The organism is Silvibacterium sp. (assembly GCF_047605705.1).
Classification (GTDB): domain Bacteria; phylum Acidobacteriota; class Terriglobia; order Terriglobales; family Acidobacteriaceae; genus Silvibacterium.
Map to the genome: position 1 here is coordinate 21,056 of NZ_JASGFD010000017.1, position 14,276 is coordinate 35,331.

The 14,276-nt window shown below is 63.2% G+C and carries 13 protein-coding genes; 6 read left to right on the forward strand and 7 right to left on the reverse strand.

The genetic code is table 11. The annotated features are described in order from the left end of the window. Positions 1-144 precede the first annotated feature (144 nt). The gene (locus QM649_RS08290) at positions 145-813 is read right to left on the reverse strand and encodes a hypothetical protein (RefSeq protein ID WP_415198557.1); all 669 of its coding nucleotides are present in this window, start codon (positions 811-813) and stop codon (positions 145-147) included. A 146-nt stretch (positions 814-959) separates the two neighbouring features. Here QM649_RS08290 and QM649_RS08295 point away from each other — a divergent pair, with 146 nt between their 5' ends. The 5 genes from QM649_RS08295 to QM649_RS08315 are packed head-to-tail and all read left to right on the forward strand — an operon-like array spanning position 960 to position 5,671. Beyond that, the gene (locus tag QM649_RS08295; RefSeq protein ID WP_415198558.1) at positions 960-2,246 is read left to right on the forward strand and encodes a 3-deoxy-D-manno-octulosonic acid transferase; all 1,287 of its coding nucleotides are present in this window, start codon (positions 960-962) and stop codon (positions 2,244-2,246) included. Next, positions 2,243-3,193, forward strand: a complete 951-nt coding sequence (lpxK, locus tag QM649_RS08300) for a tetraacyldisaccharide 4'-kinase (RefSeq protein WP_415198559.1) — start codon at positions 2,243-2,245, stop codon at positions 3,191-3,193. Before QM649_RS08295 ends, lpxK begins: the two co-directional genes overlap by 4 nt. Positions 3,194-3,197: 4 nt before the next feature. Continuing rightward, a complete protein-coding gene (locus QM649_RS08305; protein WP_415198560.1) occupies positions 3,198-4,301 on the forward strand; it encodes a glycosyltransferase family 9 protein in 1,104 nt (367 codons plus the stop codon). Further along, positions 4,301-4,882: a methyltransferase family protein gene (locus QM649_RS08310; protein WP_415198561.1), complete on the forward strand. Its 582-nt coding sequence runs from the start codon at positions 4,301-4,303 to the stop codon at positions 4,880-4,882. The genes QM649_RS08305 and QM649_RS08310 overlap by 1 nt, the downstream gene beginning before the upstream one ends. 9 nt (positions 4,883-4,891) lie before the next feature. After that, positions 4,892-5,671: a DUF3108 domain-containing protein gene (locus QM649_RS08315; protein WP_415198562.1), complete on the forward strand. Its 780-nt coding sequence runs from the start codon at positions 4,892-4,894 to the stop codon at positions 5,669-5,671. Positions 5,672-5,719: 48 nt separating this feature from the next. Here the strand turns inward: QM649_RS08315 and QM649_RS08320 are convergent, their stop codons facing one another. After that, positions 5,720-6,034 carry a hypothetical protein gene (locus QM649_RS08320; protein ID WP_415198563.1) on the reverse strand — a complete coding sequence of 105 codons (315 nt, stop codon included), beginning with the start codon at positions 6,032-6,034 and terminating at the stop codon, positions 5,720-5,722. Between the two features lie 483 nt (positions 6,035-6,517). Here QM649_RS08320 and QM649_RS08325 point away from each other — a divergent pair, with 483 nt between their 5' ends. Then, a complete protein-coding gene (locus tag QM649_RS08325) occupies positions 6,518-7,900 on the forward strand; it encodes an alpha-L-fucosidase (RefSeq protein WP_415198564.1) in 1,383 nt (460 codons plus the stop codon). Between the two features lie 26 nt (positions 7,901-7,926). Here the strand turns inward: QM649_RS08325 and QM649_RS08330 are convergent, their stop codons facing one another. The 5 genes from QM649_RS08330 to QM649_RS08350 all read right to left on the reverse strand — a co-directional run bounded on the left by QM649_RS08330 (position 7,927) and on the right by QM649_RS08350 (position 14,275). Then, the gene (locus QM649_RS08330) at positions 7,927-10,512 is read right to left on the reverse strand and encodes a ComEC/Rec2 family competence protein (RefSeq protein WP_415198565.1); all 2,586 of its coding nucleotides are present in this window, start codon (positions 10,510-10,512) and stop codon (positions 7,927-7,929) included. Positions 10,513-10,655: 143 nt separating this feature from the next. Then, entirely contained in the window at positions 10,656-11,936 is a 1,281-nt protein-coding gene (locus QM649_RS08335) for a class I SAM-dependent RNA methyltransferase (RefSeq protein ID WP_415198566.1), read from the reverse strand. Beyond that, a complete protein-coding gene (locus QM649_RS08340) occupies positions 11,933-12,643 on the reverse strand; it encodes a hypothetical protein (protein ID WP_415198567.1) in 711 nt (236 codons plus the stop codon). Before QM649_RS08340 ends, QM649_RS08335 begins: the two co-directional genes overlap by 4 nt. A gap of 3 nt (positions 12,644-12,646) precedes the next feature. Continuing rightward, positions 12,647-13,456 carry a type III pantothenate kinase gene (locus tag QM649_RS08345; protein ID WP_415198568.1) on the reverse strand — a complete coding sequence of 270 codons (810 nt, stop codon included), beginning with the start codon at positions 13,454-13,456 and terminating at the stop codon, positions 12,647-12,649. Between the two features lie 3 nt (positions 13,457-13,459). After that, a complete protein-coding gene (locus QM649_RS08350; RefSeq protein WP_415198569.1) occupies positions 13,460-14,275 on the reverse strand; it encodes a biotin--[acetyl-CoA-carboxylase] ligase in 816 nt (271 codons plus the stop codon). Position 14,276: the final 1 nt, after the last annotated feature.

Here is a 14,276-nt window from a genome sequence, read left to right on the forward strand (position 1 = left end):
ACCGGGTGCCCATGTCTCGCTCTTGAGACATGGGATGGATCCGTCTGTTTCTTCACTTCGGGCTAATCGTGAAGCAGAATCCCACGTCTCAGAATCGAGACGTGGGGCACCCGGATTTGAGAGGGGTTAAACCCAAAGCCAGGGCTATTGCGTAGCGCCCTTCTGCACATCGAGGAACTTGTTGAACGGGATGTCATATGGGAAGAAGTCCCGCCCGTCGGAGTCCTGCACGCGGCGGAAGGTCAGCTTGGCGTCGCGCAGAGGGTTTCCTCCCAGACCTTCCATGTCGTAGAAGAGGAAGCCGTACTTGGTCGAGTGTGGCGGGACGGTGACGTCCTGGTACTCGAGCTGCCGGAAGTCGGCCTCGATCTTGGCGTCGGGTGTCTTCGGCTTGCCTCCCATCGGCGGCAGCGGAGCAGGCATGGGCACGGCGCGGCCGGTGTTGCTCACATGGGTCATGCGGCGCTCCACATCCTCGGGCTCGGCCGCCTGCACGCGGTCATTATTCGCGCCGATGAAGTCGATGCGCGCTTGCGCGAGCGAGATCGGCTTGTCGCCATTGTTCGTGACGACGATCAGGATGGGCAGGAAGTTGTTCTTGAGGTAGTCGACCCGGAAATACTTCATCTCCTCCTTGGTCTGGAAGGGGATGGCGGCGATCGCCACCTTTTCGTCGCCGTGGGCGTCGAAGGCCGGATACTTCGTGGCGTCCTGCGGCGGCGGAAGCGCGTGCTGCGCCCGGGCGAGCGGCGCCAGGGCCGCCAGCAGAAGCAGAGAAAAGGCGAAAGAACGCGGGCGCAGGGTGTTAGGCATGATGATCATCGTCGCTGAAGACACCGTACATCAGAACATCAGACGCAATCCGAGGTAGGGATGTCGCAATCCTATGCCTCCGGCCGGTTAGAAACCGGTAAAGTGGAGCAGGAGAATGACTTTACCGGAGCGGAGTTTGTAAGCGGATGTTTCTGCTGTACAGTCTGGCGCTGAGCCTGGTTCTGCTGCTGAGCGCGCCTTTCTGGCTCTTCCGCATGGCGACCAGCGGAAAGTACCGCGAAGGGCTCGGGGAGCGGCTTGGCCGGGTTCCCAGGCGCCTGCGCGGGGCCGCCTCCGCGCGTCCGGACGAGCGTCCGGTGGTCTGGCTGCACGCTGTTTCGGTCGGGGAAACGCTGGCTGCCAGCGGCTTGATCCTGCGTCTGCGCTCGAGCCTGCCCGGTTACCGGATCGTCGTCTCCACCACCACGCGCACCGGCCAGAAGCTCGCCCGCGAGCGTTTCGGCGCGGACAGCGTCTTCTACTTCCCGCTCGATTTCGCCTTTGCGGTGCGCTCCTGGCTGCGATTCCTGCGCCCGCGCCTCGTGGTGCTGCTGGAGTCCGAATTCTGGCCGCGGATGCTGCATGAGTGCCGCCTTGCCGAGGTGCCCGTGGCGGTGGTGAATGCGCGTGTCTCCGATCGCTCCTGGCCGCGCTACCAGCGCCTGCGCATGCTGTGGCGTGCTCTGCTGTCTCCGCTTGCCCTTACCCTCGCGCAGAGTGAGGAGGACGCCGCGCGGCTGATGGAGATCGGTGCAGGGAACGTCGAGGTCGCGGGCAATCTCAAGTTCGACATCCGGGTGCAGAAGGAAGCGGCCGTGACTGTCGCGCTGCGCCGTGTGCTCTCCCCCGGCCAGCCGGTGCTGGTCTGCGGCTCCACGCTCGAGGGCGAAGAGGAGCTGCTGCTGAACGCCGCTCCGCCCGAGGCCGTCGTGATCCTCGCTCCGCGCCATCCCGAGCGTTTTACGGCGGTTGCGCAGCTGTTGCGCCGCCGCGATGCCCGCTGGATCCGCCGCTCGGAGTGGCTGCCTTCGCCCGCGCCGCTCAAGCCGGGCAGCGTGCTGCTGCTCGACTCCATCGGCGAGCTGGCTTCGGTCTATTCGCTGGCGACCATCGCCTTTGTGGGTGGCAGCCTGGTACCGGCCGGCGGCCATAACCCGCTGGAGCCTGCGCAGTTCGCAGTGCCCATCGTGATGGGCACGCACTATCAGAATTTCCGCGCCATGGTCGAGCTGCTGCGCTCGCTCGACGCGATCCGCCTTGCGCCTGTTTCGGATCTGCGTGCCGTACTTGCCGAGCTGCTCCGCTATCCTGATGAAGCAGCCGCTATGGGAGAGCGGGCCCGCGCTATCTTCGACGCCGAGGCTGGTGGTACCGACCGTACGCTCGCGCGTCTGCTTTCGCTTCTCGGAACTCCATCCGGAGACGATGCTTGATCCTCACTCCCCTCATTCCGATCTATGCCTCGGCGATTGCTGCCAAGAACTACGCCTACGACCGGGGCTGGAAACATGCGCACCGGCTTACGCAGCCGGTCATCAGCGTGGGCAACATCTCCACCGGCGGCGCGGGCAAGACGCCTTTTGTCCAGTACCTGGCGGGGCTGATGATCCGCCTCGGCTACCGCGTGGACGTGCTCTCGCGGGGCTACGGACGCGAGACCACCGGAATCCTGCGCGTGGACCCGCGCGGCTCCGCCCGCGATTACGGCGACGAGCCCCTGCTGCTGGCCCGCTCCGGCGTGCCTGTCTACGTGGGCGCGGACCGCTATGAAACCGGTCTCTTCGCCGAGGGCATCGCTCCGGCCGCTCACCTGCTCGATGACGGCTTCCAGCATCGCCGCCTGTACCGCGACGCGGATATCGTCCTCATGCACTCGTCGGATTTCACCCAGCAACTGCTGCCCTCCGGACGGTTGCGCGAGCCCCGCACCGCGCTGCGGCGCGCCTCCATCGTGGTACTGCGGCAGGAGGATATCTTTCTCGAGGAGCACGTCCGCAATCTCGGGGTCACCTGCCCGGTGTGGATCCAGCGCCGCCGCCTGAGCCCTCTGCCGCAGGGCAAAGCCTTCGCTTTCTGCGGCATCGCCCGCCCGCAGGAGTTCTACGCCCGCATCAAGGGGCAGGGAGTCACGCTGGTGGAGACGCGCTCCTTCGGCGACCACCAGCCGTTCTCGGCCTCCGATGTCGATCAAATTCTGCGCCTCGCTGTAAGCCGGGGCGCGTCGTATTGCGTCACTACCGAGAAGGATGCAGTGCGCCTCGGCGACGAGCTCTGCGCACGCCTTCGCGCGGTGATGCCTCTCGAGGTGCCCCGGCTCGACGTGACCCTCACGGACGAGTTCGCGGCGGCCGAGTGGCTGAATGACCTTATGAGAAAATAAGCCTTTGCCGAACAGAACGAAGCAGTTTCGAGTCCTCATCGTGCGCCTGGGCGCCATGGGAGACATTCTCCACTCCCTGCCCGCGGTCACCGCGCTCCGCCAGCGATTTCCGGACTGGTATATGGGCTGGGCCGTGGAGCCGCAATGGACCGGCCTGCTGGCCGCACCCGACTCCGATTTTCGTGGCATCTCCCAGCCGTTGGTCGATCGCCTGCATGTGGTCCCGGCTAAGCGCTGGGCCCGGGAGCCCTTTTCCCGTCGCACCTGGTCGGCGATCCGGGAGCTCCGGCGCGAATTGCAGGAAGCGCACTACGATGCCTGCCTCGATCTGCAGGGCGCAGTCCGCTCAGCCATGATCGCCCGCCTCGCCGGCACCGGCCGCGTCGTCGGCGAAGACAAGCCGCGAGAGGCTGCCGCCCGCTGGCTTTTCCATGATCGCGTACCCACCGAGGGTGTCCATGTCATCGAGCAGGCCATCGAGGTCGCCAGCCGCCTGGCCGGCTCGCCACTGCTGCTGGCTCCCGCCGCTCTGCCGGTCGATCCTGAGACCGAGCAGGCTGCGGATGCCTTCCGGCGTCCCTTTGTGCTGCTGAATCCCGGCGCCGGATGGGGCGCCAAACGATGGCCGACCGAGCGCTATGCCGCAGTCGCTCGCGCGCTGCATGACGCAGGCTATGGCATCGTCGTGAATCTTGGTCCCGGGGAAAAAACTCTCGGCAAGGAGCTGCGGGCCGCTGCGGGCGAGTTTGTCCAACTGGCCGAGGCTTCGCTCACCGAGCTTATCGCCCTCACCCGCCGCGCCTCACTCGTAATCGCCGGAGACACCGGACCGTTGCACCTGGCCTCGGCGCTGGGTCGCCCGGTCGTTGGCATCTTCGGGCCTACGGACCCGGCGCGGAACGGTCCCTTCGGCGGACGCTTCCACGTGCTGCGCCATCCGGACAGCGTCCGCGATCACTCGCGGCGCGCCGAGCCCGAGTCGGGCCTGCTTACGATTACCCCGGAGGCGGTCACCGCCGCTGCATTGGATCTGCTGGCGGACGGGAGCCCCTCCCTGCAACACTTTTCCCTGAACGACCTTTCCCTGAACGACAAGGAGAAACACTGATGGCTGGCGGATGGAAAAAAATTGCCAAGCGTATTCGCGTTCCACTCGGCTTTGCCTTTGCCATCTTCTTTCTCTGGATGGCCCGGCCCTCGCTGCCGTTCCTGGCGCTCAGCCTGGTGCTGGTGGTGCCCGGCGTCGCCCTGCGCGCCTATGCCTCCGGCTACGTGAAGAAGAATCGCGAGCTGACCATCACTGGCCCTTACGGCTATACACGCAATCCGCTCTACCTCGGCTCGATGATGATCGCCTTCGGCTTCGCGCTGGCCTCGCGCAGCGTGTGGATTGCCATCGCTCTTGCCGCGCTCTTCGCCATCATCTACATCCCGGTCATTCAGGGGGAGGAGCAGTTCCTGCGTTCGACCTTCCCCGGATTCGACGCATATTGCAGCCGCGTTCCGCGCCTGTTTCCGCGCTTCACCAGCGCTTCGAAGGGCACCGGGGCAGAGAAGGGCGCCTTCGCCGTTGATCTTTACAAAAAACATCGCGAGTACAATGCACTCATAGGCGCCTTGGCCATTTACGCGGCCCTGGCCCTGCGCCTCTATCTTTCCCAGGCGGGCGTCATCCCCTCCGGCAGGTGAGAAACAGATTTGATCCGTAGTCGACGACTGCTCCCTTTTGTGGCCGGACTTGTTCTTTTTGCCGGCGCCTCGGCCCGCTCGCAGCAGCCTGCGCCGCCGCTTCCGCCACCCCATGCCGGATTTGCCTTTCCGGCGAAGCAGACCCTGAACTATGCCGTCGACTGGCGCGTTTTTCCCGCAGGCATCGTGTCCTTCCACTTGGAGCAGGATGGCGATCTGGAGCGCGTGTCCGTCACCGCGGATACCGTCGGCGCAGTGAACCTTCTCTTCCGCGTCAGCGATCGCTTTCAGTCCGCCTTCCATCGGACCACGGGCTGCTCGGACAGCTTCTCGAAGCAGACCATCGAGGGCCGCCGCCAGGTGAACAGCGAGCTGCACTTCGACTACAACCAGCGCAAGGCCTTCCTCAGCGAGACCAACCTCGTCTCGCGCATCACGAAGCATCAGCAGAACTCGATCCCCGCCTGTGTGACCGATTCGCTCTCGGCGATTTTCTACGCTGCATCGCAGCCCATGACCGTGGGACAGAGTTTTGAGGCTCCGCTGGCCGATGCGATGAAGACCGTCCCCGTGACCATGAAGGTCGAGGGCAGGGAAGAGATCAAGACCCCAGCAGGCACTTACCAGACCATTCGCGTCGAGCCCACGGCCGATGCCGGCGTGGTGAAGAACCGCGGCAATATCTGGATCTGGTACACGGACGACGACCGTCACCTGCCCGTGCAGATGCGTGCCCGCCTCTTCTGGGGAACGATCACCTTCCGCCTGACCTCGATCGACCAGAAGTAAAGTTTTTCGTGCAGGGAAGGCCGTCCGGATTCGGGCGGCCTTTGTCTTTCACTGGATTCGGTATCGTTCGCGCATGAGCCGCTGCAGGCGCGGCTTGTAGATGAGGTTGTAGGCCAGTTCCTTGTCGGGGAACATGGCGAGCGCTGCTTTGCGGCTGTCGGCCACCATCACGGCGGCCTCGTCCACGGTCAGGCTTTTGTCCTGCCGGATGACGGACATGACCAGGTCCATCATGAGCTGTAGGCGGCGCAGGTTGCGCTCTTCCTGGATTTCGAGTTGGAGATCCGACGCCTCATTCGGAGTCGTTACCGCATGCGATGAGTCGGAAAGAGGTGCCGCACTTTCTGTGTTGTTTAGGCCCATGTACGAACGTTCCTCCTTGTTAGAGTCTGTTAGGGACTTTGGCGTGGGCATCGCTGAGAGCCAATTTCTCTCATATCGAGGAGTGTGCCGCGACGGATATTTAACATATCCGAGCGGTGCGCGACGAAGAGATGGGGAAAATTGGCCTCAGCCCTTCGGGTTGCTGGGTAAACCGGCCCATACTTCGTTGTCGTCCTCGTCTGGGAATAGCCTAAGCCTTCATCCTCCGCCTCGTCTGGGCTGATTTGCCCAGCAACAATGCCTGCGCGAAAGTCCCTAACAGACTCTAGGCATCCTACTCTTTCTATCGACGCGGCTTCGAGCAAAAAGATGCCTGGATCGGTATCCATGCGAATGCCCCGATCGCGGACGGTGGGCTACCCGCTGGATAGGGTGGCCCACTCAAGCTTCCGATGCTTGGGGGACAAGCGAAGCGACATCGGCGGTTAGTCTAAGAACAAACCAGAAAGGAACCCGCAGTCGATGTCCTCATCCCTGTTCACCCGTCGCGGCATGCTTCTCGGAACTGGAGCGTCGCTGGTCGGTGCCGCTCTGCGTCTTGACGCGCAGAAAGCCGCAGAGAAAGATGCTCCGAAGCCTGCACCCTGCGCTCCTCGCTCGGACGATTCCTATCCGCCGACGCCAGACCAGCTTCGCCGCCTGAAGTGGTGGAAGGAGGCGCGCTACGGTCTCTTTATCCACTATGGCCTTTACAGCCTCTACGGACGGCAGGAGTGGGCCGTCGAGAAGGAAGCGATCCCGTGGCCCGAGTACGAACAGCTCGCACATCGCTTTTCGCCGCGTCCGGATTGCGCAAAGGAGTGGGCGCGCATCGCGAAGGCAGGCGGTATGCGTTACATGGTCTTCACCGCGAAGCATCACGAGGGCTTCTGCAATTGGGATACAAAGCTCACCGACTTCAACTCGGTGAAGCAGGGTCCGAAGCGCGATCTGGTGCGCGAGTACGTCGAGGCCGCGCGTGAGGCGGGCATCCGCGTAGGCATCTACTTCTCACTTATGGACTGGCACCATCCTGACGGCGAGCGTTGCTCGGTGGATGAGGCTGCGCGACGCCGCTTCGTCGATTACACGCATGGGCTGCTGCGCGAGCTGTTGACCAACTACGGCAAGATCGACATCCTCTGGTATGACGCCGCGATGCCGATGGACGCGAAGGGTTGGGAGAGCGAGCGCATGGACCGTATGGTCTTCGAGCTGCAGCCGGACATCGTGGTGAATGGCCGCAACGATTCGATCGGCGACTTCTCGACGCCCGAGCAGCATCTGAGCGCCTCGGCGCATGGCCGCGCATGGGAGAGCTGTATGACGCTCAATGAGAGCTGGGGCTACTGCGCCGCGGATCATGAGTGGAAATCGCCGCGCACGCTGCTCGCCAACCTCATCACCTGCGCGCGCGATCAGGGTAACTATCTCATCAACGTGGGCCCCATGGGAGACGGGACCTTCCCCGAAGAATCCGTGCGCATCCTGACAGAGGTTGGTACGTGGATCGAGGGCAACGCCGAGTCGATCTTTAACACCGATCTCGCGCAGCCCTGGCGTCCCAATTACGCGCTCTACACACGGCGCGGCAACACGCTCTACATGCACGTGCACATGTGGCCGGGTAGCGATGTGTCTCTCTCCGGCTTGCAGACGAAGGTGCTTTCCGTGCGCATGCTGCGCGGCGGCGCGCCGCTCAAGTTCACACAGGATGCTTGGCGTGTGCACATCGCCGGCCTGCCGGAAGAAGCTCCGGATCGGCCCGCCACCACGCTGGTGCTCGAGTGCGAGAGCGAGCCGCGCATGAACTCCGATCATGAACTGCGCCTGGCCAAGCCGCGTGGCGGCGTGAACATCGGCTGATGATCACTGGCCCTGTGCTCCTTCGCTCAGGGCCAGTTGCCTGCTGTCACTCTCTTGCCGTCAAGATAAAAGCTCGTCATTCCCGTCAGCTCGGTAAGCCGCGTGCCCACATGCGCAGCTGCGAGCCGCGCCAGCACCTCGCGCCGTGGATGCCCGTAGAAATTGCGCTTTCCCACGGAGATGACCGCCCATTGCGGAGCGACAGCTGCGAGGAACGCAGGCGTCGTTGAAGTGATGCTGCCGTGATGCCCGACCTTCAATAAATCCGAATGAAGATCGCCTTCGGCTTTCATCGCGGCTTCCGTCCGCGCCTCGGCATCGCCTTCGAGCAGCGCGGAGGTCTCGCCATACGCCACGCGCAGCACCAACGAATCGTCATTCGAGGCTGCGGCGCCGGGATGATAGTTCGCTGCAGGCCATAGAGCCTTCACCGCCGCGCCGCCAAAGCTCCACGCATCGCCCGCCACGTGCGCGATGGTTTGTGTTCCGGCTTCGCGCGCGGCCTGCAGCACGCGGCCATAGGCGGCACTGTCCGGATTTTTCCCAATCCATAGCGCATGTGGGCGAAAGTTCGCGATGACCGCTGCCATGCCGCCGATATGATCGAGATGCGCATGCGTTATGGCCACCGCATCGAGCTGCCGGATGCCGCGCGCCCACAGCACGGGTGAGACGACATCTTCGCCGACATCGAAGTTTGACTCTGGCGAAGTGCCGACGAGACCTCCTGCGTCGATGAGCAGAGTTTTGCCCTCAGGCGAGACGACAAGCAGCGCATCGCCCTGGCCGACATCGATGGCGGTGATCTCGAGCACGCCTGCGCGCCGCTGCATGGGGTGTGGCAGCAGCAGCGTCACGACGGCTGCAATGAGTGCCGCCGCTGTAAGCGTGAGAGTGAAGCGCCGGCGTAGTCGGATCAGGATCATCGCTGCGAGGCACAGAGCCATCCACACGATCACTGCCCACGCAGCTGGATTGGGACAGCGCAGTTCTGCGAGATGAATACGCGATGCAAAGCCTACGATCGCTGCTGCGAGATGTAGCAGCGCAGCTGTAGCTGCTCCAGGCAGCCATGCGCAGGATGGCTGCACCAAAGCCGTTGCGAAGGTGATGAGTGCGCACGGCAGCAGTAATCCGAGCAGTGGTACGATGAGCAGGTTTACCGGCAGCCCCAGCACGGTGATGCGATGGAAGTAAGCTACCATCGGCAGCATCATGAGCACCTCGATGCTGAGTGTGATTAGGAGCAACTCCATTGCGCCGAGTAGGAGCCGCAATGTGTGGGGCAGCATTTTGTATGCGAGGAATGCGCCTGCGATGGGCCGCATATGATCCTGCAGCAGGCGCAGGGTTACGCGAAACTGCGCGATATGCGGCGGCAACGATGCGTCGATTCTCACCTCTCCGAGGTTCCGTAGCGCGCGCCGGTAGGGTTCGAGTGTGAGTTCGAGCAGCGGTCTTGCCAGCCCTGCCACGGCAATCACCGTGAGCAATGTCATTTGCATGCCTGCGTCGAAGATATCGCTCGGCGCGGCGATCAACAGTAGCAGCGTCACCAATCCAAGCGTATTGAGTGCGCGCCGCTCGCGCCACAGCAGGTCGGCAGTGAGATACACCAGCACCATGCCGAGCGAGCGCTCTACGGGATGTCCGAAGCCAGTGAAGACGGCGTAGGCCGTTGCGGCAAATGCCGTGCAGAGTGCCGCTCCCGCGCGTCCCAGCCGCAGCTTTTTTGTCAGCGCAAAGATCAGCCCGGCGAAGATCGCCAAGTGAAGTCCGGAGACGACCAGCAGGTGAAAGGTTCCCGTGCGTTCGAAGCCCACACGCAGACTGTGCTGCAGGTAGGTTCGGTCGCCCGTGACCATCGCGGTAAGCATGGCGGTGTCTTGAGGCGAGAGGCGCAGCCATGCGGGCAGCCGTGCCATGCGGGCATCGTCTGCGAGGGCCAGCACAGCCGCACTCGCGCGTTGCTGCAGAAGGCCGATGCGGCAACGCAGCATTGACCCCCGATCTAATGCGCCTGTTCCTGAGATGGAGATGGCCGTGGCTTTCGCACTGGCGACTGCTCCGATACCCTGCGAGAGCAGGTATTCGCTCGCGTCCCACACGCCCGGATCGCCGAAGTGCTCTTCTTCGTGCATCGCAATGTGCGCCACGATAAGCTCGCCGCAGGCAAAAGAAGGAAACGATGCATCCGCCGCAGCGAAGACGCTCAGTCGTAACCCGGCTGTCTCTGGCGCGAGATCTTCGTCGTTTATACGTACAATGCGCAGGTCAAGACGCTGGCCGCGCTCTTCAGTAAGGGTATGCGAAAACAAGCCAGCAGACGTGCTCAGGCGCACTGCTCCCAGGCGCGACACAATGCCTTCGACCGCATGTGGCTGATTGTCCGCAAACTGCCGCAGGGAGCGCTGACGGTCAGGCTGTGGCGCGACAGTCTGCGCGAATGTGCCCAGCAACAGGTAGACGAGGAGCACCGCAGGCCATGCCAACCGCGGAGTGCGAAGATTCGCCACTGTTGCAGTAACAAATGACAGTACCAGTGCGATGAATAAGAGTCCGGCGAAGAGCTGCAGGCGATGACCCAGCCACAGGCCCGAGACGAATGCCATCGCTGCGGGCAGCATTGGTGCGGCATGCAGCTCGAAATAGCGTGGAGTGCGTGGCGCGCGCCCACGTCGGTGTCTGATTTTAGGTGTTGCCAGTGCGGGCGTGGTGAGCGTGGCGGCCATAGTGCAGCCCCGCGACGTCTGCGTTATCCCCGGCTCAACCTTACGATGCTTTCCATGTGAAAGGTCTCGGGGAACATGTCCAGAAGATGCAGGCGCTCAAGCGAGTAGCCCGAGTCTAGCAGCGATTTCACGTCGCGCGACAAAGTCGCCGGATCGCACGAAACGTAAGTAATGTGCCGCGGACCGATCTTGCCGAGTAGTGAGGTCACATCCTTGCCCAGGCCCGCGCGCGGCGGATCGACGACGACCAGGTCCGGAGCCTTTTCCTTGCGCGACGCCGCGCCTCGCAGAAAGTCAAGCGTCGGCGCCTTCACTGCGCGCTGTGCCTTGCCCTGGAGATTGCGGCGCAGGTCGGCGCTCGAACTCGGCGCGGATTCCACCGCCGTGATGCGCTCGAAGCGCTCGCTGAGCGCCTGCGCGAAGAGCCCGACTCCGGCATAAAGATCCCACGCAGAGCTGCCGCCTGCATCCGCCGTGACCAGCTCGATCATCGGATCGATGAGATAGCGGTTCACCTGAAAGAACGAGCCAAGACTCACGCCATAGTCGCGTCCCGCTGCGCGATAGCTGAAGCCTGGTTCTCCCGCTGCCGCCAGCAGACGGCTCGCGTGCTTGCCGCGCTCGGCAGAGAACACGGCCGCGCCCACGCACGCGGGCAACGCCTCTTCAAGTATCGGCCATAGCCGCGCGAAGGCTGCGCGCGCATCGTCTTCGGCCCAGAGAGAGAGCAGCAGCGCGTCGCCGTTGGTAAAGAGCTCGATCTCGGTGAAGTCACGTGACAGCTCCCACGTCTCGCTCTTCGCATTTAGCGTCAGGATCACTTCACTGATCGCCGGTGCTGCGATAGGGCAGGTTTCGATGGCCAGCGTCTCATGTGAGCCGCGCCTGCGATAGCCGAGCCGTCCCGTCTGCGTGTCGATATGCAGACGCACGCGATTGCGATAGCCCAACGGCTCGCCGCTCAGTACTTCAATCTCCGGCAGGCCGCCTGAGCGCTCCGCCACCTTCGCGCGCTCGAAGGACTCGCGCAGGATGGCACGCTTCATCGCCAGCTGTGCAGGATACGTCGCATGCTGATAGTGGCAGCCGCCGCAGATACCGAAGTGTGGGCACGGTGGTGTGGTGCGATCGGGCGAAGCTGTGATGACCGCTTCAAGCTCCGTCTCCGCATAGCTGCCGCGATCGCTGGCAATGCGCGCTTCCACCACCTCGCCGGGCAGTGTGAAGGGCACAAAGACTGCCTTGCCTTCATGCCGCGCGAGGCCTGCACCGCCGTAGATTGCTTTTTCGATCGTGAGCTTCATCCCTGCCTCATGTAGAACAGGCTCAGTCGCGGAAGCCGATAGCGTTCGAAGAGGCGCTTGTGCAGGAACTGCTGCTCCACCTGCTTGATCTGCGCGGCCTGCATGCGCGCCTTGTACGGAGCAAGCTCGCGCGCACTCTCGGTGCGCAGCGTCACCAGCTCGTCTTCAGGAGCCGTAGCCATCAGCGCGCTCAGCAGCTTCTCTTCCATCACCAGCAGGCGACGGTCGAGTTCTTCGAGATTCGGCTGCGCGGCCAGGGTCTCTTCGGCGATCGATTTCAGGCTGGCGATGTTCGCCGTCGCCAGTTCTGCCGCGATGCCTGCGAGCTGCGCCTGCGTGAGCTCCTGCGCACATTCGCGCAGATGCGCCGCGATGCGTTCCTGCTCAAAGCCTGGCGCGGCGGATTCGGCATCGGCCTCCTGCTTGGCTGCGCCGGTCACGGCTTCCTTCATCTCTTCGACGGCTTCCATGATGGCCTGCGAGCAGTATGCCAGCCCATTCACGCGTCGGACACGCGTCTTCGCGGCACGTGCATCGAATTTGTCGAAGGATGTGTCGATACCGCGCAGCACGGCTTCGAGCGGAATGCCCGCTTCGCGCCATGTCTCGATCAGCGCCCAGTCGAGCGTCGAGAGCAGCAGCAGCGATCCGCGGCGCCGTTGGAAGTGCATCTCGATCTCGGTGAAGTAATTGAAATAATTCTGCACCTGTTAACGTCCCGCGGCAGGCTTCTTCTGCGCCCGCGACTGGCGTTCGTAAATAATGCGCAGTCCGTCGAGCGTCAGCGTATCGTCCACGTGCTTGATGAATTTCGATTCGCCAGCAATCAGGTTTGAGAGGCCGCCCGTTGCCACGCACACCGTGTCGTCGCCAAGCTCGGCGATCATGCGCGCAAGGATGCTGTCGACCAGTCCGATATGCCCATAGAAGAGACCGATCTGCAGATTGTCGACGGTGTTTGTCCCAATGACCTTCGCGGGCTTCTTGATCTCGATGCGTGGCAGACGCGCAGCACGCGCGAACAGAGCCTCGGCCGAGATGTTGAGGCCCGGCGCAATCGCGCCGCCGAGAAATTCACCCTTACGCGAAATCACGTCAAAGTTCGTCGCCGTGCCGAAGTCGACGACGATACATGGGCCGCCATACTTTTCGAACGCGCCCACGCAGTTGGCCACGCGGTCCGCGCCCACTTCGCTTGGGTTGTCGGTGAGGATGGGCAGTCCCGTCTTCACACCCGGTTCGATGAAGACGGGCTTCTGCTTGAAGTAGCGCTCGCAGAACTGACGCAGGATCCAGTCGATGGGCGGCACGACCGAGGCGATGATGATCGCGGTAATCGCCGAGCTCTGCACGCCTTCGCCCTGCAGCAGGTTGCGGATGAGGATGCCGTACTCGTCGGCGGTCTGCTGATGGCGCGTGCTGATGCGCCAGGTCATGCGCAGTTCGCCGGGTTTACCGTCCGTGAGCGGATAAAGCGCGATCACCGTGTTCGTGTTGTTGACGTTTAACGTGAGAAGCATCGGTTATCGCGAGCCTTTCTGTTCCCGCACGCCGCCCGAAAGCACCGTGCGCAATCCATTGGCCGTGCGGATCTGCAGAAATCCGCGCGGATCGAGGCCATCTGTGACGCCTTCCATGCCGGGCTGGTTCTCGACGTACACCTGCTTGCCGCGCACCCATGAAGAAATCTGCTCAAGCCGGCGGAGGATGCTTTGTTGCGCTTCCACTGTCGAGCCGGTCAGCGCGTTCACCTCGTGGTCGATCGCCTTCAGCAATAGTGCGAGCAGCTCCTGCCGCGGCCAGTCGCGGCCAGTCTCGATATGCAGCGAGCTCGCCACATCCTTCAGTTCGTCGGGGAACGCAGGCTGGTGCACGTTGATGCCGATGCCGATGACGAGATAGCGCACGCGCGTAACCTCGGCATTTAACTCGGTAAGGACTCCCGAAAACTTGCGCTTGCCGAAGAGCAGGTCATTGGGCCAGCGCAGGTCGGCTTCGAGTGAGGTCAGCTCGCGCACCGCATCGTGCACCGCGAGTCCTGCGGCGAGCGACATCCACAGTACGTCCGCCGGTGTGAGCTGCGGACGCAGCAGCACGCTGACGTACAGGCCCGAACCCGGGGGCGAAGTCCACGCATGTGCGCCGCGTCCGCGTCCTGCCGTCTGTTCGTCGGCGAAGTACACCGTGCCGTCAGGAGCGCCGGCCTCGCCCTGCGCCATGGCATGCGTGCTGGTGGAAGGAATCGTCGGAAAGAACTGCAGTTTGCCTGCAAACCGGGTGCCCGCAAGCGCATGGTCCAATTGTTCCAGCGCCTGCGGATCGAAAGCGGAGACCTCCACG